The following is a 26,119-nucleotide window of genomic DNA, read 5'->3' as shown; positions in this document are numbered from 1 at the left end:
TACGATCGATATCCTACTCCGCGGCGTGCCTTGCGGGCGCTGGCGGAGACCAGCACACGCAGCAATTCCGGCCCTGCGCTTTCGCCTGATACAGTGCCTGGTCGGCGGCGCTGATCAGCGCTTCGGTGCCGGGCATGCTGACCAGGGCCTCGGCCACTCCGATGCTCGCCGTGATCTGGAACGACGCATCGCGGGCGCTCAGCGTCTGCGCGGCGATGCGCTTGCGGACGCGGTCCGCGACCAGCCTGGCGCGCGAGAGGGTTGTCTCCGGCAGCACGATAGCGAATTCCTCGCCGCCGACCCGCCCGACAATGTCGGATTTCCGCTTGCCGTGAAGGCACGCGCCGGCCATCGCCTTGATCGCCTCGTCGCCGACAGCGTGTCCGTAGCGGTCATTGACGTCCTTGAAGTGATCGATGTCCACCATCAGTACCGACACCGAGCGGTAATAACGCTGGAAGCGGCTCCACTCGGCGTCCAGTGCTTCAAGGAAGTGCCGTCGATTGTAGAGACCGGTGAGCGGGTCGGTGGTCGCGAGCCGTTCAAGCTGCTCGGCGTTGCGGATCAGATCGGTGACGTCGTAATAGGTAATCATGCGGCCGCCGCCGGCCATGGTTGTGCAATGCGCCCGCAGGCGCCGGCTGTCGGGGGTCTGCAACTCGCGGACATGATCGCCCGCCTTCACCTCCGCGACGCGTTTACTCGCAAAGCCGGCGAGCTCTTTCGCCGACATGTGCGGATCGATGGCCCGCCGCGTGCGGGTAGTCAGCGAGGCGTAGGACGGATGCGTCGCCGCCTCCCGTTCGTCGATCTCCCAGAACTGCCGCACCTTCCGGTTCATGAATGTTGCCTTGAGATCGGCATCGAGCAGCAGCACGCCGTCCTGGACCGTTTCCAGCGCGTCACGCAGCACCCTCAACTCGTCCGACTGACGGACGATATCGGTGACCTCCATGTAGCTCAGCATGCGGCCGCCGTCGGGCAGCGGGGTGCATTGCATACGGATGACGTCGCCCTTGGTGCGGCGCAGATCGAGCTGGAAGCTCTCGTTCCTGGTGATGAGCTCGATGCGCTCGGCGACATATGCTTCGAGCCTATCAGCTGATATGTCATAGGCGCCGGTGTCGCGTCCGTGGAACATCAGCGCCGCAAAGGACGGGTGGCGGTCGGCGACCGCGTCGGACAGCGCCCACATCCGCCGGAAGGCGCCATTGATGAAACGGGCGTTCAGCCTCGCGTCAAGCAGAACGATGCCGAGCGGCACCTGGTCGAGCGCCGCGCGCAGCGCCAGCATCTGGCTGCGCACGACATGGTCTCCGCCGCGCTCCTCTGACGCATTCTCTTTGGCCGTCGCCGCGTCGGCGGCCTGCTGGCTTTCGAAGGTGACCCCGATCTGCTTTTCCGATTGCCATGCCAGCTTGCAGGGGAGCACCGCGCCTTCGCTCGCGATCGAGAGTTGAAAGTGCTCCGGGATACCAAGACCGCTTTCCAGCTCGATCGTCGCGCCGTCGTCGGTGATCCGCCGCACTATGCAGTCGACGGTGGACTGGCCGAAGTTGAAGACGACCTTGGCGGCGAGCAGCGTACGGCCGCGGACCTTGAGATTGGGCACTGGCATGTGGGGCACTGACACGGGGGAGTCTCCCAATGAGCACGCGCCATTCGAACGCCTTTGAGGCTACTAAGACCTGAAATTTCTTTTGCGATCTCGGTTCCTGCTTAACAGCCCGTTGACGGGAACCGGCCGGTTTGCGGGACGGCTGTGCGTTCGTCGTCCGTCACACGCCCTTGTCGCTCGGATTGGCGACCGCACCCTTCAACGGCGCTGTCATCGGGAAGTTCAGGTTCACGTTTCTCGGCGGAATCGGATTCATGAACCACTTCGCGTAGAGTTCCCCGAACTGGTTGCTCCTCATGAGGTCCGTTAACGTCTTGTCGACCAGTGCTTTGAACTCCGGATCGCCCTTGCGAATGATCAGCCCATAGGGCTCGGTCCGCAGGCTGTCGTCGATGATGCGCCAGTCGGAGGGATTGGCGCTGCCCGCGATCAGGCTTGCGAGCAGGATGTCATCCATGATGAAGGCCTCGCTGCGGCCGGTCGTCAGCGCCAGGAACGATGCGCCGTGATCCGGGGTCAGGATGTTCCTGGTCTGGAAATTCTTCTCCTGGCCGCGCGCGGCGAGCAGCCCGATCGAGGTTGAGCCCGAGGTCAGCGACACCGGCCGGCCACTCAAATCCTCGAACGTCTTGATCGGCGCATCCTTTCGCACCACCGCGCGGATGCTCGAGACGAAGATCGTGTCGCTGAACGCCACCACTTTCTGCCGCTCCAGCGTGTTGGTCGCGGGACCGCAGACGATATCGATGGTGCCGTTCTCGATCAGCGGAATCTGGGTCGAGAGCTGGATCGGCTGCAGTTTGGTCTGCAGCGACGGCAGCTTCAGCTCGCCTTTCACCGCATCGACGATCCGTGCGCAGAGATCCATCGCGAAGCCGACCGGCTTCTGATTGTCGTCGAGATAGGAGAAGGGAATCGACACGTCGCGGTGCCCGAGCCGGATTTCGCCGGTGTCCCTGATCTTGGCCAAGGTGCCGCCGGGTGATTGGGCATGCGCGGGAACCGCCACCGCGGCAGTCAGGATGAGCGCGTGAAGCAAACCCTTCACGCCACGTCCTCGATCGGCCGGTTGGATTCGGATGCCACCGATCAGGATTGGGTTGGCTTGCTTCATCGCGACGTCCTCAAAGCTGGATTGGATATGATTGGAGAAGATTTTATACATAGCATTGCATAATCGGCAAATTGATTTTATACAATCATCGTGCGATCCGAGATCGGGACCGCAGAAGCCTCGGAAAGCAACCGGATGGAACCTGAAGCAGCCGCAAAACCCCGGGGGCCCGCGGTTCATGGGTCCACACCGGACGCCGTTCGCGAAGCGCTCCGGCGCGCGATCAGCGCGGGCGAGTTAGCGCCCGGATTCCAGTTGCGGCAGGACGAACTGGCCGAGCGATTCGGAACCAGCCGGATTCCCGTGCGGGAGGCGCTCCGGCAACTGGAAGCCGAGGGTTTTGTCACGTTCCAGCCCAATCGCGGGGCAATCGTCTCGGATCTGTCGATCGACGAGGTCGTGGAACTGCTCGAGATCCGCATCGCGCTTGAATGTCATGCGCTGCGCCTCGCGATTCCGGCCATGGGGGAGATCGATCTCGACGAGGCCACGAAAATCCTTCGGTCGTACGACGAGGAGCCCGAGCCTGAAAAATGGGGCGCCTTCAACTGGAGATTCCACAAGACGCTCTACGCGCCGTGCAATCGTCCACGCCTGCTGGCGATGATCGAGGCGAACTATGGCCATGTCGGCCGCTTCACGCGGACTCTGGTGTCCCGCGCGACCGGCAAGGAGCATCCGCAGCGCGAGCATTACCGGCTGCTCGAATTGTGCCGCGACGGCGAGGTCAAAAAGGCTGTCCGCCTGCTGCGTGAACACATCGTGCAAACGCAGAAGACGCTGATGTCTGCCCAGCGTCACGCCTTGCGGGATGCGGACGCGGAGAGCTGATCCCGATCGCTGTTTCGAAATTGATATTGTTGGCCTCGCCGAGAGGTCAGGGGAGACTGCGTGTGAAGACTGACGACGTTGAAATCCTGGTGATTGGTGCTGGAATCGTCGGCATCGCCACGGCCTATTATCTGGCCGTCGTGCACAAGCGGTCGCGCCTGTTGATCGTCGACGAGGGACAGCCGATGGCGCTGACATCGGCTCAATCAGGCGAGAACTACCGCAATTGGTGGCCTCATCCGACAATGGCTGATTTCACCAACCACTCGACCGACCTGATGGAAGACATCGCGCGCCGCACGGATAATCGCATCAACATGACGCGCCGCGGCTACTTCCTCGCCACGCGCCAGGAGAAGCCGGCCGAACTGCTGCAGCAATTGTTCGCCGGCTACGGCGCTTCAGCATCGAAGCTGATTCGCCTGCACGAAGGCACGGGCAGTAGCTACGCTCCGCCGCACTCGGCGGACTGGCAGACCGCGCCCGACGGCGTCGACGTGTTGCTCGGCCGCGATCTGATCCAGAAATACTATCCGAAATTCGATCGTGAGGTCGCCACCGGCCTGCACATCCGCAGGGCGGGCGACATCAGCGGCCAACAGCTTGGCCAGTATATGCTCGAGACGATGCGCCCGCTGGGAGCGCGGTTTCAGCAGGCATCTGTCCTCGGTATCGCCAGGGACGACCGTTTCACCGCCGATGTACTGGCCGATGGCGCCAGACAGACCATCAAGGCCGATATCATCGTCAATGCCGCGGGTCCGTTTGCCGCTGATGTGTCGGCGATGCACGGCGAGCAACTGCCGATCTTCAATGTCTTGCAGCAGAAGATCGCCTTCGCCGATCGAAATCATGCGGTCGATCGCCGGATGCCGTTTGCGATCGATCTCGATGGGCAGACGCTGGCCTGGTCCGAAGACGAGCGCGAGGCGCTGTCCGCCGCGCCTGAGTTCGCGGGCCTGCTCGCGCCGATGCCCGGCAGCATCCATTGCCGGCCCGATGGCGGCGATCACGGCGAATGGATCAAGCTCGGCTGGGCCTTCAATGCCGAACCGACGGCTGAGCCGGTTCGCGAACCGGAGCTGAACCCTTATTTCCCCGAAGTGGTGCTTCGCGCGGCGAGCCGGCTGCAGCCGGCGCTGGCGCACTATCTCGGCGCCCTGCCGCGCGATCGCGTGCATTACGGCGGCTACTATCCGATGACGAAAGAAAACTGGCCGCTGATCGGCGCGGCGAAAACCCCGGGTGTGTTCCTGGCGACCGCGCTCTCCGGTTACGGCACGATGGGCGCTTGCGCCGCCGGCGATCTCTGCGCCCGCGCCGTCGTCGGCGCCCCGGCGCCAGGATTTACCCGCAGCCTTTCGCTTGCGCGTTACGAAGACAAGGCGTTGATGCAAGAGCTCGAGGCGACCGCCAGCGGCCTGCTCTAGCCGAGGCTCTCCATGAACGCGCGCAGCCGCGGCGACCATTTATGCGCGTCACGGCCCGATGCCGAGTGGCCGTACTCGCTGTCGAGCAGGAAATACTCCGCGTCGACGCCGGCGGCCTCGAATGCCACCATCACTTGTGGCGCAAGCTCGGCGGGGAACAGTCTGTCGGTTCGCGACAGAACATAGAGCACCTTGGCCTTGATCTGTCCGAATTGCGCAGTCACGTCGAAGCCGCGCAGCGCCTTGGCCAATATCAGCAGCGAATTGGCGTCGAACCCATTGGCCCACTCCATTGCCTCGGCGCGGATCGCAGCCTCGATCTCCGCCGGATCGCTCAGCGTATCGCGCAGCCGCGTCTCGATGCCGTAGGTCTTCAGCGTTGCGGTGCGGATCTGGATCATGCTCTCGAGCACGCCGCCATGGTCGTAATAGTCGCCGCCGTTCCAGTGTGGATCCTGCGATAGCACGGCGGTCAGGCGCGCGACATTGCCCTCGGAGCGCTCGCGCGGCACCTCCGGCGCGGTGACGACGGCCGCGATGCCGCGCATGGCGTCCGGATAGTTCACGGCCCATTGCAGCGCCTGAAACCCGCCATAGGATGGTCCGACGATCGCCACGAGCTTGTCGATGCCGAGATCGTCGAGCATCGCGCGCTGGGTGGCGACGATGTCGCTGACGGTGATATCAGGGAAGCGCGGTCCATAATGCCGACCCGTCCGCGGGTCGATGCTGGTCGCATTGGTCGAGCCGTAGGACGAGCCCAGCATGTTCGGGCAGATCGCGAAGTAGCGGTTGGTGTCGACCGCCTTGCCGGGACCGACGATCTCGTTCCAGCCGCCTTCGCCGGTCGTGCTGCCGGGGTCGATCATCTGCGGCCCGCTGGTATTGCCGTGGGTGATCAGCACGACGTTGTCGCGATTGGGCGCCAGCTCGCCTAAAGTGCGGTAGCCGATTGTGACCTCGGGCAGCACGCCGCCGCGCTGCAGGCGGAAATCAGACGTGGTGAAGGTTTTCAGCTCTGTTGCGGGCGATTGTGCAGGCATGATTTGCTTCCTGAGGGATGCGCCATCTCAGCATGTCCGCTATCGGCACGCAAAGCCTATCGCCTGAGCACCACGATGGCGCGGTTGGCGGGACAGCCGTGGCGCGTGGTCGTCGAGATAGACGATTCGGGCGGCGCGCCACGGCGGCCTGAACCGCGAACATGGCAAGTGATTGCGCGAAGTCGCCGATGATGAGCACGTCAGCGCCAGTCCACCGCCGGAGCCAGCGCGCCACAGCGTTGAAGCCGTCGGTTGCGCCGTCGGCGAGCCCTGCCGTCTGCGACAGGGCATGGCCCTCCGGCTGGCGGACCAGCATGTGATCGGCAAACGGCACGCGGATCAGGTCGGACAACCCGCCGCGATATTCCACGCCGCACACCGTCTTCAATCCGTAGGACGAGCGAAACGGCACCGCCGTGCATGCGTTGGTGTGCCCGCGGCGGCAGCGATCGCAGGTGCCGCAGCTGATCTGGAACGGGACGATGACGAGATCGCCGGGCGTTAAATTCTTCACGGCACCGCCGACGTCGACGACGCGTCCCGCGGTCTCGTGTCCGAGCGCGAAGGGACCCGGCAGGTTCGCTCGGCCGCTCGCGATGGCAAGATCGAGATCGCACCGCGTCACCGCGAGCGGCTGCACCAGCGCGTCGCGATCATCCTGCAGCCGGGGCACGGGAACGTCCCACCATTCGACCCGGTTGCCGCCGACATAAGTCAATTGCCGCATCGTGAGCATCCCCGTTCGTTCGGAGAGTGCAGGGATGCGGATGATCGGACAAAAGGTTTATCTTCAACTGCGGTGAATGGGATTCACCTCAACTCGCGGCATCGTCATTGCGAGGAGCGCAAGCGACGAAGCAATCCACGCCTCCGCACGCGGCGCGATGGATTGCTTCGCAGAGCCTGTCATAGGGCGCGCATTTGCGCGACCCGTTGGCTCGCAATGACGGCTATATCTTCAACTCACTTCCCGTCACGCGACGATATGCTTCCAGATACCGCTTACTCGTCGCGTCCACAACGCTGGCCGGCAGCGGCGGCGCGGGGGCGTCGCCGTTCCAGCGGCCGGCGTGGCGCTCGATGTCGAGATAGTCGCGCAGCGGCTGCTTGTCGAAACTCGGCTGCGGCTGGCCGGGCTTGTAGGCGTCGACCGCCCAGAAGCGCGAACTGTCCGGTGTCATCACCTCGTCGATCAGGATGATCTGGCCGTCCTTGTCGCGACCGAGCTCAAACTTCGTATCGGCGATGATGATGCCGCGGGCGCGGCTTGTGGTCTCGCCATAGGCGTAGACGTCGCGCGCCATCTTCTCGAGCGTTGCGGCGACGTCGGCGCCGAGGATTTCGCGCACCCGTGCGACCGTGATGTTCTCGTCATGGCCGGCCTCGGCCTTGGTCGCCGGGCTGAAGATCGCGGGCTCCAGCTTTTGGCTTTCGACCAGCCCCGCAGGCAGCTTCTCACCCGCGAGCGTGCCGTGGGATGCGTATTCCTTCCAGGCCGAGCCGGAGATGTAGCCGCGGATCACGCATTCGATCGGGAACACGGTGGTGCGCTTGCACAGCATCGCACGCCCGAGAATGTCGGCGAGATGATCCCTGAGCGCGGGTACGGCGCGAATGATCTCGTCGGCATCAGCGCTGATCATGTGATGTGGCACGGTGCCTTCGAGCTGCCGGAACCACCAGGCACTGATCTGGGTCAGCACCGCGCCCTTCATCGGGATCGTTTCCGCCATCACAACGTCGAACGCCGAGATGCGGTCGGTGGTCAGCAGCAGCACGCGGTCGTCGCCCACGGCATAGATATCGCGCACCTTGCCGCGGCCGATCCGGGGCAGGGGCAAATCGCTGGATAGCATCGCGGTCATGAGCACGGTCTTTCGAAAGCGGCGCGCCCGCGCAACGTCGCGCGGGCGGCGAGGGGACTGTAGAAATAGCTCACTCCGGCAGCGGAATGAACTCGTGTTCCTGCGGAACATGGGCAAAACGGCCGGTTTTCCAGTCCTGTTTGGCCTGCTCGATCCGCTCCTTTGAGGACGAGACGAAATTCCACCAGATGTGGCGCGGCCCTTCCAGCGCATCGCCGCCCAGGAACATCATGCGGGTCGGCTTTACCGTCTTCACGGTGATGCGATCGCCGGGCCGGAAGATCAGCAGCCGCGGTCCTTCATAGCGCTCGTTCGTGATCTCGACCTCGCCATCGACGAGATAGATCGCGCGTTCTTCATGGTCGGGATCGAGCGGCAGGCTCGTCCCGGCCTGCGCGGTAACCTCCGCGTAGAACCATGGCGACACCATCTCGACCGGTGAGGTGATGCCGAACGACGAGCCGGCGATGACGCGCGCCGTGAAGTCGCGTTCTGAGATCAGCGGCAAATCGCCGGCGGCATAATGCTGGAACGACGGTGCGATCTCCTCTTTCCCGGCCGGCAACGCGATCCAGCTTTGCAGGCCGAGCATCTGCTGGCCGTCGCGGCGTTGCACGTCGGGCGTGCGCTCGGAATGCGCGATGCCGCGGCCGGCGGTCATCAAATTCATCGCGCCGGGCTGGATTTCCCGGACGTTGCCCTCGCTGTCGCGATGCATGATGCTGCCGTCGAACAGATAGGTGACGGTGGCAAGACCGATATGCGGATGCGGCCGCACATCCATGCCCTTGCCGGCGAGGTATTGCACCGGCCCGAAATGATCGAAGAAGATGAATGGCCCGACCATCTGCCGCTTGCCGTGCGGCAGCGCGCGGCGCACCGCAAAACCGTCGCCGAGATCGCGGGTGCGCGGTACGATAACGAGCTCCAGCGCGTCGCAGGTCCTGGGGTCGCCGAGTTCGGGATCGGTGGAGGGTTGCCAGCTCATCGAAAAACTCCTTCTCTGGTGCTGTGATCGTAACAGGATTTGATCGTGTCGTCGCGCCGGTCGCGGCGCGGCCGCGATGGTCTATTTGCTTCCCCCGTGCGATATCGGCGAGAGCAATCCTGGAAACTGGGGCCGTCGATGGTTTCTCTGATCAAGCCGGGCGCGAAGCTGCTGCAGGTCGATGGTCCCGTGATCGAGACCGCGCGGCTCATCCTGCGGCCGTGGCGCGCCTCCGATATCGCGGCAAACACGCTGATGCTGTCCGATCCTGAGACCGCGCGCTTCATCACGCCGGATCATCAACCGATCACGTCTGAGTTGAAAGGTTGGCGCAACGCGGCCGTCATCTCCGGACATTGGGCGCTCCATGGCTTCGGCATGTTCGCGGTCGAGGAGAAGTCCGACGGCTGCTACATCGGCCGTGTCGGGCCGTATTGTCCACCGGAGTGGCCGGGCTTCGAAGTCGGCTGGGGCATCGCAAAAGAGTATCGTGGCCGAGGCTACGCGGTAGAGGCGGCGCGCGCCGCGATCGACTTTGTGTTCGCCAATTTCACGGTCGACCGCATCATCCATTGCATCGATCCGGTTAACGTGGCCTCACAGGCCGTGGCGCGGCGGCTCGGCGCCGAGAACGAGGGTCCAGGCCAGCTCGAGGGCGACACGGTCGATATCTGGGTGACGGCACGCAGCCGCTGGCCGCGCGATGGTTCTTGAAAAATCAACTGTGACGGCCGATGTTCGGGCCGTCACCGTTTGAGCCTGAAGCGAATCGTTGTGATGAACGTTGCCGCCACAGAACTGTGCCTGCGCGCTGCCGCCGTGACGCTGCTGCTGGTGCTTGCAGCCTCGATGTTCGCAGATTTCCGCAAGGTGCTGGCCGGGCGGCTCGTGATCGCCTTCGCGCTCGGCGCGGCCGCGCATGCGGTGACCGCGTCGATCGGTGCCGGGCCGCCGATCTCGGCCTGGCATGCGCCACTGATCGCGCTGGCGACCGGTGACATCGTGGTGTTCTGGTTGTTTACCCGAGCGCTGTTTGATGACGCCTTTCAGCTACGCTGGTGGCACGGCCTGATCTGGGCTGCGGTAGTGGCTTTCAGCTACGTCAATTGCATGTGGATCGCGACCGGCGGCAACGCGCGGACTGCGATCGTCATGGTCAATTTGCTCGTGCTCGTCTTTATCGCGCTTGCGGTGGCGCAGACCATCGGATCCTGGTCGGCGGATCTCGTCGAGCGCCGCCGCCGCCTCCGCGTCTTCATCGTTGCCTCGTCCGCGTTATACGGCGGAATGAACGCGCTGCTTCAGATCGCGTATGCCGGCAGCCACGTGACGGTGGAATGGGCCAACCTGGCGAATGCGGCCGTGTTCACCGGCATCGTGGCCGCGATCACCTGGGCGATGATGCGCATCGACGGTGCCGATCTGTTCACCGCGCCGCCCGAGGCCGTCGTGCTCGCAAAGCCGGTCGCGGCCGAGGAGGCGGCAGATCAGAAGCTGGTCGATGCCTTGATCCGGCTGATGGCGGACGAACGCATCTACCGGCACGACAACATTACGATCGGCACGCTGGCGAGCCGGCTGAAGATTCCGGAGTACCGTCTGCGCCGATTGATCAACCAGCGGCTCGGCTACCGCAATTTCAACGTCTTCCTCAACAACCACCGGATCGAGGAGGCCAAGGCCGCGCTCGCCGATCCCACCCAGGCCGAAGTCCCCGTCATTACCATCGCCATGGACGCAGGCTTCCAGTCGCTCGGCCCCTTCAACCGCGCCTTCAAGGCGACCACCGGCGTGACCCCGACGGAGTACCGGCGGCTGAAAGTGAGTGCGGCGTGAGGGTGGGGATTCTGTTCCCTCTCCCGCTTGCTTGCGGGGGAAGGCCAGGGTGGGGGTGTCTCCGCGAGTCGTGCAGTGGAAAGAGCCCCCACCCGGATCGCATCTTTGATGCGATCCGACCTCCCCGCAAGCGGGAGAGGTGAACCAAGCTTGCGGCTCTACCCGTTGTAATTGCGAATGAATTTCGGAATCGGCCAGCCGCGTCCGGCTTTCGACTAGCCCGATTTCCAAATCCGGCGAGCGCCCGCGCGCTCATCACGGCCTACTCCCCGCCACGCGCTTGTTGCGCCTTGCCGGAGGACCACACTGTGACCCGTCGAAAGCTCACTCTCATCCTCGCTGCCACCACCGCGCTCAGCGCGCTGGCCTTTTCTGCCGCTCGCGCCCGCGACGTGCCGAAAGTAGCGACCGGATTTGTCGCCAACATCCTCTGCTCGGAGACCTTTGTCAGCGGGCTCGAACCGAAGCGAGTCTTCTCCGAGACCACGGAGGCGATGCCGGGCGTCGGCCTGATCACCTGGGCGATCGACTATCAAGTCGACCGCGCCAAGAAGGACGTCACCGTGACGCTGTTCGGGCTCGGCCGGAGCCATGCGGTCTATCGCGAGGGGATGGGCTGCACCCTCGACCATGGCGAGGTGCTGGCCGATGCCTCGCTCCCGCCCGGGAAGCCGCAAGCCGCATCATTGCCTGACATCGCCGGCCCCGCCATAGTCGCGCCGCAGAGCCCACAGCTTGCTGCCGCGCTCGACCGTGCATTCGCCGAGCCCGCCGAGCCGCCGTTCCGCCACACCCACGCGATCGTCGTGATGAAGGAAGGCCACGTCGTCGCCGAGCGTTACGCCGACGCCATCGGCATCGACACGCCGCTGCTCGGCTTCTCAGCAACCAAGTCAATGATCTCGGCGTTGATCGGGATTCTGGTGCGCGATGGCAAGCTGATGGTCGATCAGCCGGTGCCGGTTGCAGCCTGGCAGAACCAGGATGATCCGCGCCACGCGATCACTGTCGATCAGTTGCTGCGCCACACGGCGGGACTAGCGCTTGGCAGCTCGCTGCAAGCCTCGCTGGCCTCCACGCTCGAGCCGGTCAACCGGATGAAGTTCATGGAATCGGACATGGCCGCATTCGCCGAGAGCTTTCCGCTCGAGAGCGCGCCCGGACACGTCTGGAACTACCACGACGGCAACTACCTCATCCTCTCGCATCTCATCCGCAATGCGGCCGGCGGGCACGCGGCCGACGTGATGCGCTTCGCGCGCCAGGAGTTGCTTGGCCCGCTCGGCATGCGCCATGTCGCGATGCAATTCGACGCCGTAGGCACGCCAGAAGGGGCGGGCCAGATGATGGCGAGCGGGCGCGACTGGGCCCGATTCGGCCAGCTCTATCTCAATGACGGCATGGCCGGCAGCAAGCGTATCCTGCCCGAGGGCTGGGTAAAGTACTCCGCGTCACCGACGCCGAGCGCCTGGGTTGGCTATGGCGCCGGATTCTGGACCAATCTCGGTGACAGCTTTGGCGCGAAGTACCGCATCAGCCGTGGTTGGCCGCGCGATGCCTTCTTCGCCAAGGGCACGATCGGGCAGTATGTGATCGTGGTGCCGTCGGAACGACTCGTGATCGTCCGTCTCGGCCGTTCACCGAATGCGCCGCCGGAGGCCGATGGCGTGTTCGATCTCGTCCGCGATGTGGTCGCGGCGACATCGGACAAGGCGGCGCTTGCGAGAGGCAATTGACGGAGCGTCAGCGTTCGACAACTTGCCCGTTGCAACACACTCAGTGTCGTCCCTGCTTTCGCAGGGACGACAGCTGTGATGGGTCGACAGCAGGGGCGACAGCGGTGGTGTGACGAGACCTCGGCCTTGAACTACTGCCGTCCCAACTGCGTCGCCTTCTCCACCCGATCAAAATGCTCCAGCGTCAGGATTGCATCCGCGAGCTGGTCGGCGCGCTTGTCGAGCACCGGGCGGGCCAGCGTCAGGAATTTCTGCTGCATCGCCTGCGCGTCGGGGAACGAGGTCGGTTCGCCGGATGGATCGGCGTAGAGCCGCTCAAGCACGGCGTCGTCGGTGGTGATGGAGACGCGGGCGCCGAACGGGTGGGTGCGGCCGACCTCGAGCCGGTCGTCCTGCACCACATTGAACTTGTCGGCGAGCGCGTCGATCGCTGTATCGCCCAGCCGTTCGTAATCGTCCCAGCCGAAGTGGCCCTGGTCGAGTGCGATAGCACCTGTGAAGAACATCGAGAACTGGCCGCCGACGATCGAGGTCGGGTGCCGCTTGGTGGCGGCGTCGCCGGTCAGCGTGATGCCGTTGCGGTGCAGGCCGATCTCGACCTTCTTGATCTGGTCCGGGGTCAGATTGTGCTCGCGACGCATCGCAATCAGCGCGTCGATCGCGGCATGGGTATAGCGGCAGCTCGGATAGGGTTTTACGCCAATCTTCATCGTCTCATAAATACTGCCGAGGCCGGCCACCGCCTTGTCGGGATGCGGATTGTCGCTATAGCCGACCAAAAGGCCGTGCTTGCCCTCGACCGATTCGGATGAGCCGACGAAATCGTTGCGCGCCAGGGTCGCTGCGATCACCCCGTTCATCGCGGCCGCGCCGACCTGATAGCGCTTGTTCCAGGCGCCGTTGACCAAAAACTGCAGCGAGCCTGCAGCCTGGCTGCCGGACACGCCGAACGCGGACTCGATCTGTTCCTTCGACAGGCCGAACAGTTTTGCCGCCGCCGCCGCGGCGCCATACGTGCCGGCAGTCGCGGTCGGATGGAAGCCGCGGGCATAGTGCGAGGTCGGGTCGAGCGCGTTGCCGAGCCGGCAGCATACCTCATAGCCTGCAACGATCGCGGTCAGCACGTCGCGGCCGGAGGCGCCGACCATCTCACCGACTGCGAACGCGGCGGGCACCACGGGCGCGCTCGCGTGCAGCGAGGAATCCGCATGGGTGTCGTCGAAATCGAGCGAATGGCCGAGCGCGCCGTTGAGCAACGCGGCCACCGCCGGGGTCCAGGTCTTGTCGTCGCCGAACACGGTGGCTTCGCCCTTGCCGTCCAGCGCCAGCGCCTCCAGCATCTTGATCAGCGAGGGCGTCGATTCCGCATCGCGGCGGGCGCGAATGGCGCTGCCGAGAAAATCCAGCGTCAGCACCTTGGCGCGCTCCAGAACCTCCGGCGGGATATCGGAATATTTCAGGTCGGCGACATAGGCGGCAAGCGTTGCGGTTTCGTGGGCCATCGTGTTTCCTCAATTTTGCGGCGCAGGGTAGGCGGGGCTGTGAGGCCATTCAAGCCGTCTTGCCGCCGCGGGCAGCAGCCATGCCCGAAGTCGCTTAACACGGACCTTTTCGGATCGGGATGCATGAAGACCTTCGCAAAACGCATGTTCGACCTGTTCTGGACCCGCAAGACCCAGCTGGCGCTGGCGGTGCGGATCGCGTCCGCGGGCGTGGCAGCCTATGCCATCGCGGTGGCACTGCACCTGCTGCTGCCCTTGTGGGCCGTGCTGACCTCTCTGATCGTCACCCAGATGAGCGTCGGCCGCTCGCTGAAGGCGACCCGCGACTACATGCTGGGCACGATCGGCGGCGCCGTCTATGGCGGCGCGATCGCGGTGCTGATTCCGCATTCCGGCGAGGGCAGCCTGCTGGCGCTATTGGTGCTGGCGATCGTGCCGCTCGCGTTCATCGCCTCGCTCAATCCGAGCCTCAACTCCGCGACCGTGACGGCCGTGATCGTGCTGCTGTTGCCGACGATGCATCAGTCCAATCCGCTGGACTCCGCGATCGATCGCGTCCTCGAGGTCACGGTCGGAGCGCTCACCGGGCTGATGATCTCGTTCCTGGTGCTGCCGTCGCGCGCGGTCAGCCAGATTCGGGTCAATTCGTCGAGGCTGCTCGATCTGCTCGCTGCGGCGTTCGCCGAGCTGATGGCGGGCCTGACGCGCGGGCTCGACAACGATGCGCTGCACCGGATCCAGGATGGCATCGGTGTTGCCGTGACGAGCTTGCATGCGACCGGCGCGGAGGCCGAGCGTGAGCGTTCCATGCATCTGTCGTCGGGGCCGGATACCGGACCGCTGTTGCGCACGATCCAGCGCCTGCGGCATGACGTCGTGATGATCGGGCGAGCCAGTGGCGTGCCGCTGCCGGCTGATATCCAGGCGCGGCTGGCGCGGCCGTTGGCAGACGTCAGCAATGCGATCGTCATCTACATGAAATCCGTGGCGTCCTCGTTGCGCGCCGGCAGCGGCTCGGCGGACTTGGCGCCGGTCGATGCGGCGTTAGCGGCCTACAGCACCGAAGTCGCCGCGTTGCGTAAGGATGGTCTGATCCGCGGCCTGCCGGTCGACGCCGCCGAGCGGTTCTACGCGCTTGGATTTTCGCTGGACCAGATGCGACAGAACCTCACCGACCTCAAGCGCTGCCATGGCAACTGGTGCACGGACGAGGACGCCGCAGAGGAACGCGTGGCCTGATCTCAGGCTATCAGTTGCGGCGCTTGAGGCCTTTGCCTTCCATCCGCCAGATCAGGAGGTCGATCCGGTCCTGACCGAAGAACGGTTCGTTCTCGAACACGAAGGTCGGAACGCCCCAATGGCCGGAGGCGGCGTGAGCGTCCTCGTTGTCTTTAATGACCTGCTCATAGCGATCAGGATCCGCGGCAAGGGCCGCGTCCATCGCGGCGAGATCGAAGCCGGCGGCGGTCGCGGCGTCAGCCAGATGATCGCCCTCGTTCCAGCCTTTGACGCTGCCGTCCCACAGCACGCGGCTGATCGCGTGCGTGAAATCGAGCGAGCGCCCTTCAAGTTGCGCGGCGGCGCCGAGCCGCGTCAGGCGGTGGATGTAGGGCTGATGTTCGGCGACGTCGAGCGTCGTCATGTCCTGCACGATCGGGTCCGGCCGCGGAAAACGGAACGGAATGTTCTCGTGCTGGGCGACACGGCGGCTGTCGAGTACGACATAGCGCGCGAATTGCGGATTTGTCTTCTTGAAGAAGCCGGGCACCCGCACCGCGAGCGGATAAACCGGCCGCAGGTTCACCGCGACGTCGTAGTCGGCGGCCATCTTCAGCGTCTTCGGCAGCGCCAGATAGCTGTAGGGGCTGCGGAACGAGAAAAAGAGATCGACTGATAATGTCATGATCTAATCCGCGACCTTGCGCAGCATCGCAGGCACGATCACGCGATGGAACGGCAGGATCAATGCGAGATAAGCGCGTCCGAACCAATTATGCGTCAGCACCAGCGTAGTTGCAGTGACGTTGCGCGTCGTGCCTGTTGTGACCACGTCGACAACGAGTCGGAAATCCAGGTGCTTGTCGTTGAAGCCGGCCACCAGCCGCTCCGGCGTCTCGCTCACGACGGGAAATAACCCGATCATGTCGCGCGGCGCGGCGTTATCAGCGCCTGATGCTTTCAGGCCAAGCGGTGCGACCAGGATGTTGCGCAAGGCGAGCAGCGCCTCGGCCCAGCGCGGCTGCCGCGCGACCATCGCCTCGGTGGCATGACGCGCATCGAGATCGGGGTGTGCGATGGCGACACGGAAGGCGTCGATGAACTGCGCGCCCGCGAGCAGAGCGCCCGGATCGACGTTCGGCGTGACCTCATCAACCTTCATCCGGTAACCATCGTCCAGCGACCTTCATCTTGCAACCATCATCTTGCAAGTCTGCGTGCCAGCCGGCGGAAACGCAAGATCAGGAGGGTGGCATAGACAGCGGTCCCGAGCGACAGCCCGATCCAGACACCGACGGCGCCATACGTCGCCCAGAAGGCGAGCGCATAGGCCGACGCGAACCCGACCAGCCAGTAGCTGATGGTGGCGAACAGCAGCGGCAGCTGGGTGTCGTTCATGCCGCGCAATGCGCCGGCCGTCGTGGTCTGGACGCCGTCGGCGATGAAGAAGGTCGCGCCGATCAGCAGCAGCGTCGCGGTGAGCTTGGCGGTGGTGTCGGTGGCTTCGCCGAGGAATATCTCCGCGATCTCGAACCGCGCCAGGATCACCGCGAGTGTCATGATGCTCATGAAGGCGCCGCTGAGCGCGACCGCGACATAGCCTGCGCGTCGGAGCGCGCCCGGGTCGCGCCGGCCGATCGCATGGCCGACCCGCACCGTCGCGGCCATGCCGACGCCGAACGGCACCATGAACAGGATCGCCGCGATCTGCAGCGCGATCTGGTGCGCAGCAAGCGCGGTGGTGCTGATCAGGCCCATCAAGAGGCCGGCGGCGCCGAACATGCCGTATTCCAGCAGGAACGACAGCGAGATCGGTGCGCCGACGGCCACGAGCTTGCCCATCAGCGGCCAGTCGATGCGCCAGATGCGGCTGAAGACGTGGTATTTCCGGAACGGACGGCGGCGTGCGGCGAACCATGCGCCGGCGAGGAACATCCCGAAATTGACCAGCGTCGTCGCCAGTCCCGCGCCGAACAGGCCGAGCTCGGGTATGCCCGCTTTGCCATAGAGCAGCAGATAGACCAGCAGGGCATTGGCCGGGATCGCCGCCAGCGTGATCCACAGCACCGGTTCCGGCCGATTCACCGCGCTCATGAAGCCGCGGAGTGCGATGAACCACAGCGCGGGCAGGATGCCCCAGGCGAGCCCGAACAGATATTGCTGAGCCAGATGGGCAGCCGCCGGCGCCTGGCCAAGTGCGAGCAATACGGCTTCGCCATGGAACGGCAGCGCCATCAGCGGCAAGGCGATGAACAGCGCCACCCACAGGCCGACGCGTAGCGCGCGGCGCATGACGCGCGGGTCGCGTGCTCCGAACGCCTGCGCCGCCAATGGGGAGACCGCCGACACCAGGCCCATGCCGAAGGTGAAGCTGACAAAGAACACCGTGTGCGCCAGTGCCGCAGCGGCCACGGTCTCGCTGCCCAATCGCCCGATGAAGGCGAGGTCGGTCGTCATCATCGCGATCTGACCGAGCTGGGTCAGCGCAAGCGGCACCGCGAGCTTCAGCGTTTCAGCAAGCTCGGCCGTAAGCAGGTTGTCAGTGACGTTAACGGCCGCGCGCGACGCGGCCGGTTCGATCTTGTCGATGGAGGTCATAGCGCACGCTTAGCACGGCAAGCAGGCCAAGAGCATGGCCAAGCTGCCGCAGGAGATCACGATCGCGCCGGTATCCGCTTGATCTTGGCGCCGAGCGCATTCAACCGCTCATCGATCCGCTCATAGCCGCGTTCGATCTGGCTGGCATTGTTGATGGTGGAGGTGCCTTCGGCGCAGACCGCAGCGAGCAGCATCGCCATGCCGGCGCGGATGTCGGGCGAGATCATCGGCGCGCCGCGCAGCCGGCTTGGGCCAGCGACGATCGCGCGGTGCGGGTCGCACAGCACGATGCGGCCGCCCATCGCGATCAGATTGTCGACGAAGAACATCCGCGACTCGAACATCTTCTCGTGCATCAGGATGACGCCGTCGCACTGGGTTGCGGTGACGATCGCGATCGACATCAGGTCGGCCGGGAACGCCGGCCACGGCTGGTCCTCGAGCTTCGGCACATGGCCGCCGAAATCGTCGCGGATTTTCATGGTCTGGCCGGATGGCACCACGAGATCGTCGCCCTCGACGCCGCAGACGATGCCGAGCCGCTCAAATCCCATCCGGATCGAGCGCAGATGCTCGACACCGGCGCGCGCGATGCGCAGCGGCGAGCGCGTCACCGCGGCGAGCCCGATCAGCGAGCCGACCTCGATATGGTCGGGCTGGATCGCATAGGTCGTGCCGCCGAGTGTGGCCGGCCCGTGCACGGTGATGGTGTTGGTGCCGATGCCCTCGATCTTGGCGCCGAGCGCGACCAGGAAGTTTGCAAGGTCCTGCACATGCGGCTCGGAGGCCGCGTTGCGCAGATAGGTGGTGCCGCGGGCGGCCACGGCGGCGACCAACGCGTTCTCCGTCGCGGTGACGCTGGGCTCATCGAGGAACACGTCGGCGCCCTTTAGCCGCGAGGCGCGGAATTCGAGCCGGTGCGTCGCAGTGACGGTGGCGCCGAGCTGCTCGAAGGCCAAAAAGTGGGTGTCGAGACGGCGGCGGCCAATCACGTCGCCGCCGGGTGGCGGCAGCGCCACCTCACCGCAGCGGGCGAGCAGGGGACCTGCGAGCAGGATCGAGGCGCGGATGCGCGCGCACAATTCGGGATCGAGATCGGCGGCGCGGATCTCCTTGGCGTGGATGGCAAGCGTATTGCGCTCGGTCCATTCCGCTGTTGCGCCGACCGAGCGGCACAGCTCGACCAGCGTTTCGGTGTCGCGGATCCGCGGGACGTTGGTCAGCGTGACCGGATGCTCGGTCAGCAGCGCCGCGGCGATGATCGGCAACGCGGCGTTCTTGTTGCCGGACGGCTCGATGGTGCCGGAGAGCCGGCGGCCGCCTTCTACGATGTACTGGATCGGCGGCACGCGGTGAGAGGCTCCCTAGATGTCGATATTGGCGCTGAGCGAGTTTTCCTGGATGAAATCGCGGCGCGGTTCTACCACGTCGCCCATCAGTTTGGTGAAGATATCGTCGGCCTCGTCGACCTCCTTGACCTTCACCTGCAGCAGTGAGCGTGCATCTTTATCGAGCGTCGTTTCCCAGAGCTGACCCGGGTTCATTTCGCCGAGACCTTTGTAGCGCTGCAGCGAGACGCCCTTGCGGGCGGCGTCGGTGACGGCCTCGAACAGGCCGATCGGGCCGTGGATGGCCTGCTCGGCATCCTTGCGTCGGAGCTTGCCAGCCCGCACGTAGACCTCTTGCAGCTTGGTTGCATATTCGTCGAGCTTGCGTGCATCCGCCGAGCCGAGAAACGCGTCGTCGATAACAGCTGCTTCCTTGACCCCGCGCACGGTGCGCTCGAACTGGAAACCTTGCCCTTCGGTGAAAGAGCCGATCCAGCCGCGCTCGACTTCGTCAGCGACGGCGTCCAGCCGCTTGGCGATGTAATCGGCTGCCGCGTTCGCGGTATCGATCTCGCTGGTGATCCTGGGGTTCAGCACGCCCGCGATCGCGGCCTGCTCGATCACCGCGCGATTATAGCGGCTGTGCAGGTTGCGCAGCACCGAGCGGATGGCGCGGGCGTCTTCGACCAGCGACAGCAGGTCGCGGCCCGAGCGGTCGTCGCCGGAGGCCGGCTTGAACACGCATTCGTCGAGCCCGGTCGAGATCAGATAATCCTCCAGCGCGCGCTCGTCCTTCAAATATTGCTCGGACTTGCCGCGCGAGACCTTATAGAGCGGCGGCTGGGCGATATAGAGATAGCCGCCATCGATGATCGCGCGCATCTGACGATAGAAGAAGGTCAGCAGCAGCGTGCGGATGTGAGCGCCGTCGACGTCGGCGTCGGTCATCACGATGATCTTGTGATAGCGCAGCTTGTCGACCGAGAAATCGTCGCTGATGCCGGTGCCGAGCGCGGTGATCAGCGTGCCGATCTGCTCGCTCGACAGCATCTTGTCCGGGCGCACGCGCTCGACATTGAGGATCTTGCCGCGCAACGGCAGCACGGCCTGGAATTCGCGGTTGCGGCCCTGCTTGGCGCTGCCGCCGGCCGAGTCGCCCTCGACGATGAAGAGTTCGGACTTGGCCGGATCCTTCTCCTGGCAGTCGGCAAGCTTGCCGGGCAGCGAGGAGACGCTGAGCGGATTCTTGCGCGTCAGCTCGCGTGCTTTTCGCGCGGCTTCACGAGCCGCCGCCGCCTGGATCACCTTGCCGACGATGACCTTGGCCTCGCCCGGATGTTCCTCGAACCAGGCGGCGAGCGCCTCGTTGAGCACATTCTCGACCACCGGGCGCACTTCCGAGGACACCAGCTTGTCCTTGGTCTGCGACGAGAATTTCGGATCGGGCACCTTCACCGACAGCACCGCGGTGAGGCCTTCGCGGCAATCGTCGCCGGTCAGCGCGATCTTTTCCTTCTTCGCATTGGCCTCGGCATAGCCGTTGACCTGGCGCGTCAACGCGCCGCGGAAGCCGGCCAGATGGGTGCCGCCGTCGCGCTGCGGGATGTTGTTGGTGAAGCACAGCACGTTCTCATGGTAGCTGTCGTTCCACCACAGCGCGGCCTCGACGCCGATGCCGTTGGCCTCCGCCCGCACCATGATCGGTGCAGGCACGATCGCCTTCTTGTTGCGGTCGAGATATTTGACGAATTCCTCGACGCCGCCGTCGTAATGCATCGCCTCGCGCTTCTCGACCGCGTGGCGCATGTCCGACAGTACGATGTTGACGCCGGAGTTGAGGAACGCGAGTTCGCGCAGGCGGTGCTCAAGCGTCGCGAAATCATATTCGATGTTCTTGAAGGTCTCGCCGGAGGCGTGGAAGGTGACCTCGGTGCCGCGCTTGCCATTGGCTTCGCCGACCGTCTTCAGTGGCGCGACTGCGTCACCATGGGCGAATTCGATGTAATGTTCCTTGCCGTCGCGCCAGACCCGCAGCTCGAGCTTGCTCGAGAGCGCGTTGACGACGGAGACGCCGACGCCATGCAGGCCGCCGGAGACCTTGTAGGAGTTCTGGTCGAATTTCCCGCCGGCATGGAGCTGGGTCATGATGACCTCGGCCGCCGAGATGCCTTCGCCCTTGTGGATGTCGACCGGAATGCCGCGGCCGTCGTCGTACACAGTGACGGAATTGTCGGAGTTGAGGGTGACCAGGACACGGCTCGCATGGCCCGCCAGCGCCTCGTCGATCGCGTTGTCGACGACTTCGTAGACCATGTGGTGCAGGCCGGAACCGTCGTCGGTATCGCCGATATACATGCCGGGCCGCTTGCGCACGGCGTCGAGACCCTTCAGCACCCGGATCGATTCCGCACCATATTCGATCGGAATGGGATGCTCAGATTCGGCAGGGGTCTGCCGGGCAGGTTCTGTCATGTGAGGCCTTCGAGGAGTGTCCCGAATCAGCGGCGCAACAAGGGGCGCTGATTACACCATTTGTGCCATGAAAGAGGCATTGCGCCTAGCGCAAAGTCTCCGTCCGCAAACTATTGAATAAATAGGATTTTTTGTTCCTCTTTCAAGGCAGTCAGAGGGTGATTCCAAGGCTGTCGAAAAGCCCGATTCGAAGGCAGATTCGAGGGCTTTTCAGACGACGATTCCACGCCCCTTAGCCGCGGCCGGTGACGCGGCCGGACTCGACGTCGAAGATCTCACCGGTCGGACCGATGTCGATGAAAGCGGCGGGATCAGCGCCGGTCATCCAGACCTGCGCGCCAAGCTTGGCCAGTTCCGCGAACAGCGCCTTGCGCCTGCTGGGATCGAGATGGGCGACGACTTCGTCGAGCAGCAGCAGCGGCGCGATGCCGGTCATCTCCGCGACCATGGTTGCGTGCGCCAGCACCAGCCCGATCAGCAACGCCTTCTGCTCGCCGGTCGAAGCGTCGCGCGCCGGCATGTTCTTCGGCGCATAGATCACCTGCAGGTCGGTCAGATGCGGGCCGTCCAGCGTGCGTCCGGCGGCGGCGTCACGCGGGCGGCTGCTGCGCAGGATCTCGCGGTAACGGTCCTCCACCGCTGTGGCGGGCTCCTGCAGCAGCGCGTTTTCCATCCAGCCGTCGAGCATGATCTCGGCGGAGGGGAAGGCCGACGCTGCGCCGCGCTTGCGCAGCATCACGGCGAGCTTGGCGGCGGTCTGGCCGCGCGATGCGGCGACCGCGACCGCCAGCTCCGCGGTCTCGCGCTCGATCGCGTCACACCAATGATCGTCATAGTTGCGCACTTCGAGCAGCCGGTTGCGCGAGCGCAGCGATCGTTCGAGCGCCGAGACGCGGCTGGAATGGTCGGAATCGATCGCCAGCACCAGGCGGTCGAAGAAGCGCCGCCGCTCCGACGCCGCGCCCATGAACAGGCCGTCCATCGCCGGCGTCAGCCACACCATGCGCAGATGATCGCCGAAGGCGGTCGCCGAACCCACCGGCTCGCGGTCGATGCGGCAGCGCCGGCTGCTGCCGGTTGTCTCAGTGGTCGGCGCATCAATGCCGCTGCCGAGCGTTGCGAGCCCGAGCGCGCCCTCGATTTCCGCCGACACCGCCCAGGAGCCGTCGCCCTGATTGTCGGCGATGTCCTCAAGTGTCGCGCGGCGCAGCCCGCGGCCTGGCGACAGCAGGGAGATCGCCTCCAGGCAATTGGTCTTGCCGGCGCCGTTCGGCCCGACCAGCACCACCATGTCGCCCCGCGTCGACAGCGTCGCCGCCCGGTAATTCCGGAAATGCGTCAGGGACAGCCGATGAATGCGGGACGGGGTCATGTTACCTTGTCATTGCCGGGCTTGACCCGGCAATCCATCGTCCGCGTCAGCGGACAATCTCATTATATAAATCCCGCCACTCGGGATTGCTTGCAACGATCAGGTCGATCTTCCACTCGCGAGACCAGTGCTTGATGTTCTTCTCGCTGAAGAGCAGTTGCGATTGTTTCGTGCGCTTCAAAATAGACCAGCGTTTTGACGCTGTATCGCTTGGTGAAGCCTTCGGCCAATCCCTCGCGATGCTCATAAACTCGCCGGACAAGGTTGTTGGTCACGCCAACATACAGGGTGCCGCCCGGCTTGCTCGCGAGGATGTACACCCAATAGGTCATTCTTGTTTGATGGATGGTCGGGTCAGGCCCGGCCATGACGAGGGAAAAGAATCACACCCGCATCGGCATCAGGACGTAGAGCGCGCCCTTGTTGTCCTTGTCCTGGACAAGCGTCGGCGAGCCGGGGTCGGCGAGCCTGAGCACCGCGACTTCGCCCTCGATCTGGGCGGCGATGTCGAGCAAATAGCGCGAGTTGAAGCCGATATCGAGCGCGTCGGAGGCGTACTCCACCTCGAGTTCCTCGGTGGCGCTGCCGGAATCCGGATTGGTTACCGAGAGGATCAGCTTGCCCGCCGACAGCGCGAGCTTCACGGCGCGGCCGCGTTCGCTGGAGATGGTCGAGACGCGGTCGACGGCAGCCTCGAAATCCTTCTTGTCGACGACGAGTTCCTTATCGTTGTTCTGTGGAATGACGCGGCCATAGTCCGGGAAGGTGCCGTCGATCAGCTTCGAGGTCAGCACCACATTGCCGAGCGAGAAGCGGATCTTGCCTTGCGACAGCTCGATCGCAATCTCGGCCTCGCCGTCCTCGATCAGCCGCTGCACCTCGCCGACTGTCTTGCGCGGCACGATCACTCCGGGCATGCCGGTCGCCCCCTTGGGCAGCACCAGGTCGATCTGCGCCAGGCGATGGCCGTCAGTCGCAACACCACGGAGCGTCGCGGCCTTGGCGCTGCCGGCGGAGTGCAAATAGATGCCGTTGAGATAGTAACGGGTCTCCTCGGTCGAGATCGCAAATTGGGTGCGATCGATCAGGCGCTTGAGGTCGGCAGCCGGCAGCGAGAACGAATGCGTCATGTCGCCGGCGGCAAGATCCGGAAAATCGCTCTCGGGCAGCGTTTGTAGCGTGAAGCGCGAGCGGCCGGCCTTCACCGCCAGGATCGAACGGTCGCCGTCGGCTTCCAGCACGATCTGCGAGCCGTCGGGCAGCTTGCGAACGATGTCGTAGAACATGTGCGCTGGCACCGTGGTCGAGCCGGCGGTTCCGGTCTCGGCGGCCAGCGTTTCCGTCACCTCAAGGTCGAGGTCGGTCGCCTTCAGCGATAATTTGGTGCCCTCGGCACGGATCAGCACATTGCCGAGGATCGGGATGGTGTTGCGGCGCTCGACCACACGATGGACGTGGCCCAGCGATTTCAGGAGTTGCGCGCGCTCGACGGTAACCTTCATTGCAATACCCGCCAGATCCCTCAGATGGAAAAGCCGGGCGGCCGTTCATGGCAGCACCGCGGCATTGAAACCCGAAAAGCCGGATCAATATCGGATTTGATCAAACCCACGGGGGACCGCAAGGTGGCGCGGATGGCGGGCGGGCGCAAGGGAAACGGAGGCCGTTCCCCCACGTTTTGGGTCGGAAATAACGTTCGCCCTTCCCCTTGCGAAGGGGAGAAGGGCGACGGGGCCGAAAGGCTTACTCCTGCAGCTGGCGCTTCAGCGATTCGACCTCTTCCGAGAGGGCCGTATCCTTGGCCACCAGTGCCTCAATCTTGCGCACGGCGTGCAGCACCGTGGTGTGGTCGCGGCCGCCGAAGCGCCGGCCGATTTCCGGCAGCGAGCGCAAGGTCAGCGTCTTGGCCAGATACATCGCAACCTGGCGCGGGCGCACCACATTGGCGGTGCGGCGGGACGACAGCAGGTCGGAGCGGCTGACATTGTATTGCCGGGCGACCACGCGCTGGATGTCCTCGATCTTGATCCGCTTCGGTTCCTGCGGACGGATCAGGTCGCGCACCTCGCGCTCGGCCATTTCCAGCGTCACCGGCTGGTTGTTGAGCTTGGAATGCGCCAGCAGGCGGTTGATCGCGCCTTCGAGGTCGCGGCCGTTATGGGTGATGGTGCGCGCCAGATAATCCAGCACCTCTTCCGGCACGTCGAAAGTCGCATGATGCGCGCGGGCCGCGGCGACGCGCGACTTGAGGATGCCGAGCCGCAGTTCCTCACCGAGCGAACCCATCTCGACCACGAGCCCGCCGGCGAGCCGCGAACGCACGCGGTCGTCGAGGCTTTCCAGATCCGACGGCGGACGATCGGCCGCGATCACGACCTGGCGGCCGGCGTCGATCAGCGCGTTCAGCGTGTGGCAGAACTCGGCCTGCGTCGACTTGCCCTGCAGGAATTGCAGGTCGTCGATCACGAGCACATCGATGCCGCGCAGCGCCTCCTTGAACGCCAGCGCCGTCTGCGTCTTCAGCGCGGCGACGAAGCCGTACATGAACTTCTCGGCGGTGAGATACAGCACCTTGCGCTCGTTGCCCGAGTTGCCGGCCCAAGTCACCGCCTGCAGCAGGTGGGTTTTGCCGAGGCCAACGCCGGCATGGATGTAGAGCGGATTGAACATCACGGGATCGCCGCGGCGTCCTTCCGCGACCTGTCGCGCGGCGGCGTGCGCCAGCGTGTTGGAGCGGCCGACGACGAAGCTCGCAAAGGTCAGGCGCGGATCGAGCGGCGAGCCGCCGAGCGCGTCATGGCTTGCGGACACCGGCGCGGTCGCGAACGAACGCAGTTCCGGCGCGGGACGGCCGTCGGTGCGCTCGATGCGGCGCGCCTCGACGGGGGCTTCCTTCACCGGCGCCGCCGCGCGGATCGCGGAGCGCACGGTGAGGTCGATGCGATGCACTTCGGGCATTTCGGCCTGCCAGCAGGCGAGCACACGATCGGTGTAGTGCGCCTGGATCCAGCTCTTCAGGAACCGGGTCGGAACCGACAGGTGCACGCTCTCATCGTGCACGCTTTCCAGGTCCATCCGCGCAAACCAGCTCGTATAGATATCCTCGCCAACGGTCGTCCGCAGCCGTCCCTTTACCCGTGACCAGCGATCTTGTTCCGTGTTCGTCAT

Annotated in this window: 21 protein-coding genes and 1 pseudogene; 6 read left to right on the top strand and 16 right to left on the bottom strand. The window is 64.7% G+C overall.

Annotation, left to right across the window (positions count from 1 at the left end; genetic code table 11):
• Positions 1–13: 13 nt before the first annotated feature.
• Together ACP2YO_RS00110 and ACP2YO_RS00105 are read right to left on the bottom strand one after the other, a co-directional pair.
• Positions 14–1,633 carry a diguanylate cyclase gene (locus tag ACP2YO_RS00110; protein ID WP_426438083.1) on the bottom strand — a complete coding sequence of 540 codons (1,620 nt, stop codon included), beginning with the start codon at positions 1,631–1,633 and terminating at the stop codon, positions 14–16.
• A gap of 145 nt (positions 1,634–1,778) precedes the next feature.
• Positions 1,779–2,732 (bottom strand): transporter substrate-binding domain-containing protein, encoded by a 954-nt coding sequence (locus ACP2YO_RS00105; RefSeq protein WP_426438082.1) that lies wholly within the window; start codon positions 2,730–2,732, stop codon positions 1,779–1,781.
• Between the two features lie 135 nt (positions 2,733–2,867).
• On the opposite strand from ACP2YO_RS00105, the gene ACP2YO_RS00100 reads away from it, so the two are divergent.
• Entirely contained in the window at positions 2,868–3,563 is a 696-nt protein-coding gene (locus ACP2YO_RS00100) for a GntR family transcriptional regulator (protein WP_426438081.1), read from the top strand.
• A 62-nt stretch (positions 3,564–3,625) separates the two neighbouring features.
• Positions 3,626–4,993: an NAD(P)/FAD-dependent oxidoreductase gene (locus ACP2YO_RS00095; RefSeq protein ID WP_426438080.1), complete on the top strand. Its 1,368-nt coding sequence runs from the start codon at positions 3,626–3,628 to the stop codon at positions 4,991–4,993.
• On the opposite strand, the gene ACP2YO_RS00090 is transcribed toward ACP2YO_RS00095, so the two are convergent.
• From ACP2YO_RS00090 to ACP2YO_RS00075, 4 genes are all read right to left on the bottom strand, one after another.
• Positions 4,990–6,036, bottom strand: coding sequence for an alpha/beta fold hydrolase (locus ACP2YO_RS00090; RefSeq protein WP_426438079.1), 1,047 nt, complete (start codon positions 6,034–6,036; stop codon positions 4,990–4,992). The genes ACP2YO_RS00095 and ACP2YO_RS00090 overlap by 4 nt on opposite strands.
• Complete coding sequence (locus tag ACP2YO_RS00085; protein WP_426438078.1) at positions 5,987–6,763, bottom strand: alcohol dehydrogenase catalytic domain-containing protein; 777 nt, start codon at positions 6,761–6,763, stop codon at positions 5,987–5,989. Before ACP2YO_RS00085 ends, ACP2YO_RS00090 begins: the two co-directional genes overlap by 50 nt.
• Positions 6,764–6,986: 223 nt before the next feature.
• Positions 6,987–7,901, bottom strand: coding sequence for a phosphoribosylaminoimidazolesuccinocarboxamide synthase (locus ACP2YO_RS00080; RefSeq protein WP_426438077.1), 915 nt, complete (start codon positions 7,899–7,901; stop codon positions 6,987–6,989).
• 70 nt (positions 7,902–7,971) lie between these two features.
• A complete protein-coding gene (locus ACP2YO_RS00075; RefSeq protein WP_426438076.1) occupies positions 7,972–8,889 on the bottom strand; it encodes a pirin family protein in 918 nt (305 codons plus the stop codon).
• Between the two features lie 138 nt (positions 8,890–9,027).
• On the opposite strand from ACP2YO_RS00075, the gene ACP2YO_RS00070 reads away from it, so the two are divergent.
• From ACP2YO_RS00070 to ACP2YO_RS00060, 3 genes are all read left to right on the top strand, one after another.
• Positions 9,028–9,603: a GNAT family N-acetyltransferase gene (locus tag ACP2YO_RS00070; protein ID WP_426438075.1), complete on the top strand. Its 576-nt coding sequence runs from the start codon at positions 9,028–9,030 to the stop codon at positions 9,601–9,603.
• A gap of 63 nt (positions 9,604–9,666) precedes the next feature.
• On the top strand, positions 9,667–10,725 hold the full coding sequence (locus tag ACP2YO_RS00065) for a helix-turn-helix domain-containing protein (protein WP_426438074.1): 1,059 nt from the start codon (positions 9,667–9,669) through the stop codon (positions 10,723–10,725).
• 308 nt (positions 10,726–11,033) lie between these two features.
• Positions 11,034–12,461, top strand: a complete 1,428-nt coding sequence (locus tag ACP2YO_RS00060) for a serine hydrolase domain-containing protein (protein ID WP_426438073.1) — start codon at positions 11,034–11,036, stop codon at positions 12,459–12,461.
• Positions 12,462–12,592: 131 nt separating this feature from the next.
• Here the strand turns inward: ACP2YO_RS00060 and ACP2YO_RS00055 are convergent, their stop codons facing one another.
• Positions 12,593–13,963: an MmgE/PrpD family protein gene (locus ACP2YO_RS00055; protein WP_426438072.1), complete on the bottom strand. Its 1,371-nt coding sequence runs from the start codon at positions 13,961–13,963 to the stop codon at positions 12,593–12,595.
• Between the two features lie 123 nt (positions 13,964–14,086).
• On the opposite strand from ACP2YO_RS00055, the gene ACP2YO_RS00050 reads away from it, so the two are divergent.
• Positions 14,087–15,202: an FUSC family protein gene (locus ACP2YO_RS00050; protein WP_426438071.1), complete on the top strand. Its 1,116-nt coding sequence runs from the start codon at positions 14,087–14,089 to the stop codon at positions 15,200–15,202.
• 10 nt (positions 15,203–15,212) lie between these two features.
• Here the strand turns inward: ACP2YO_RS00050 and ACP2YO_RS00045 are convergent, their stop codons facing one another.
• From ACP2YO_RS00045 to dnaA, 9 genes and pseudogenes are all read right to left on the bottom strand, one after another.
• Entirely contained in the window at positions 15,213–15,866 is a 654-nt protein-coding gene (locus tag ACP2YO_RS00045; RefSeq protein ID WP_426438070.1) for a 2-hydroxychromene-2-carboxylate isomerase, read from the bottom strand.
• 3 nt (positions 15,867–15,869) lie between these two features.
• Positions 15,870–16,343, bottom strand: a complete 474-nt coding sequence (locus tag ACP2YO_RS00040) for a DUF2867 domain-containing protein (protein ID WP_426438069.1) — start codon at positions 16,341–16,343, stop codon at positions 15,870–15,872.
• Between the two features lie 38 nt (positions 16,344–16,381).
• Positions 16,382–17,779 (bottom strand): MATE family efflux transporter, encoded by a 1,398-nt coding sequence (locus tag ACP2YO_RS00035; RefSeq protein ID WP_426438068.1) that lies wholly within the window; start codon positions 17,777–17,779, stop codon positions 16,382–16,384.
• 56 nt (positions 17,780–17,835) lie between these two features.
• The gene (gene murA, locus ACP2YO_RS00030) at positions 17,836–19,128 is read right to left on the bottom strand and encodes a UDP-N-acetylglucosamine 1-carboxyvinyltransferase (protein ID WP_426438067.1); all 1,293 of its coding nucleotides are present in this window, start codon (positions 19,126–19,128) and stop codon (positions 17,836–17,838) included.
• A 15-nt stretch (positions 19,129–19,143) separates the two neighbouring features.
• On the bottom strand, positions 19,144–21,579 hold the full coding sequence (gene gyrB / locus ACP2YO_RS00025; RefSeq protein WP_426438066.1) for a DNA topoisomerase (ATP-hydrolyzing) subunit B: 2,436 nt from the start codon (positions 21,577–21,579) through the stop codon (positions 19,144–19,146).
• A gap of 232 nt (positions 21,580–21,811) precedes the next feature.
• Entirely contained in the window at positions 21,812–22,951 is a 1,140-nt protein-coding gene (recF, locus tag ACP2YO_RS00020) for a DNA replication/repair protein RecF (RefSeq protein WP_426438065.1), read from the bottom strand.
• Positions 22,952–22,997: 46 nt separating this feature from the next.
• Positions 22,998–23,283: pseudogene (locus ACP2YO_RS00015) on the bottom strand (GIY-YIG nuclease family protein).
• 51 nt (positions 23,284–23,334) lie between these two features.
• The gene (gene dnaN / locus ACP2YO_RS00010; RefSeq protein WP_426438064.1) at positions 23,335–24,453 is read right to left on the bottom strand and encodes a DNA polymerase III subunit beta; all 1,119 of its coding nucleotides are present in this window, start codon (positions 24,451–24,453) and stop codon (positions 23,335–23,337) included.
• 241 nt (positions 24,454–24,694) lie between these two features.
• Positions 24,695–26,119 (bottom strand): chromosomal replication initiator protein DnaA, encoded by a 1,425-nt coding sequence (gene dnaA, locus ACP2YO_RS00005; RefSeq protein ID WP_426438063.1) that lies wholly within the window; start codon positions 26,117–26,119, stop codon positions 24,695–24,697.

Source organism: Bradyrhizobium genosp. P, assembly GCF_049949265.1.
Taxonomy (GTDB): domain Bacteria; phylum Pseudomonadota; class Alphaproteobacteria; order Rhizobiales; family Xanthobacteraceae; genus Bradyrhizobium.
Note: the sequence above shows the minus strand (reverse complement) of the source record. Positions and strands in the feature narration are given on the sequence as shown.

Coding starts and splice junctions, on each gene's coding strand:
- ACP2YO_RS00105 (WP_426438082.1), bottom strand. CDS start 2,732: ATGAAGCAAGCCAACCCAATCCTGATCGGTGGCATCCGAATCCAACCG.
- ACP2YO_RS00100 (WP_426438081.1), top strand. CDS start 2,868: ATGGAACCTGAAGCAGCCGCAAAACCCCGGGGGCCCGCGGTTCATGGG.
- ACP2YO_RS00090 (WP_426438079.1), bottom strand. CDS start 6,036: ATGCCTGCACAATCGCCCGCAACAGAGCTGAAAACCTTCACCACGTCT.
- ACP2YO_RS00085 (WP_426438078.1), bottom strand. CDS start 6,763: ATGCGGCAATTGACTTATGTCGGCGGCAACCGGGTCGAATGGTGGGAC.
- ACP2YO_RS00080 (WP_426438077.1), bottom strand. CDS start 7,901: ATGACCGCGATGCTATCCAGCGATTTGCCCCTGCCCCGGATCGGCCGC.
- ACP2YO_RS00075 (WP_426438076.1), bottom strand. CDS start 8,889: ATGAGCTGGCAACCCTCCACCGATCCCGAACTCGGCGACCCCAGGACC.
- ACP2YO_RS00070 (WP_426438075.1), top strand. CDS start 9,028: ATGGTTTCTCTGATCAAGCCGGGCGCGAAGCTGCTGCAGGTCGATGGT.
- ACP2YO_RS00065 (WP_426438074.1), top strand. CDS start 9,667: ATGAACGTTGCCGCCACAGAACTGTGCCTGCGCGCTGCCGCCGTGACG.
- ACP2YO_RS00055 (WP_426438072.1), bottom strand. CDS start 13,963: ATGGCCCACGAAACCGCAACGCTTGCCGCCTATGTCGCCGACCTGAAA.
- ACP2YO_RS00050 (WP_426438071.1), top strand. CDS start 14,087: ATGAAGACCTTCGCAAAACGCATGTTCGACCTGTTCTGGACCCGCAAG.
- ACP2YO_RS00045 (WP_426438070.1), bottom strand. CDS start 15,866: ATGACATTATCAGTCGATCTCTTTTTCTCGTTCCGCAGCCCCTACAGC.
- ACP2YO_RS00040 (WP_426438069.1), bottom strand. CDS start 16,343: ATGAAGGTTGATGAGGTCACGCCGAACGTCGATCCGGGCGCTCTGCTC.
- ACP2YO_RS00035 (WP_426438068.1), bottom strand. CDS start 17,779: ATGACCTCCATCGACAAGATCGAACCGGCCGCGTCGCGCGCGGCCGTT.
- gyrB (WP_426438066.1), bottom strand. CDS start 21,579: ATGACAGAACCTGCCCGGCAGACCCCTGCCGAATCTGAGCATCCCATT.
- recF (WP_426438065.1), bottom strand. CDS start 22,951: ATGACCCCGTCCCGCATTCATCGGCTGTCCCTGACGCATTTCCGGAAT.
- dnaN (WP_426438064.1), bottom strand. CDS start 24,453: ATGAAGGTTACCGTCGAGCGCGCGCAACTCCTGAAATCGCTGGGCCAC.
- dnaA (WP_426438063.1), bottom strand. CDS start 26,119: ATGACGAACACGGAACAAGATCGCTGGTCACGGGTAAAGGGACGGCTG.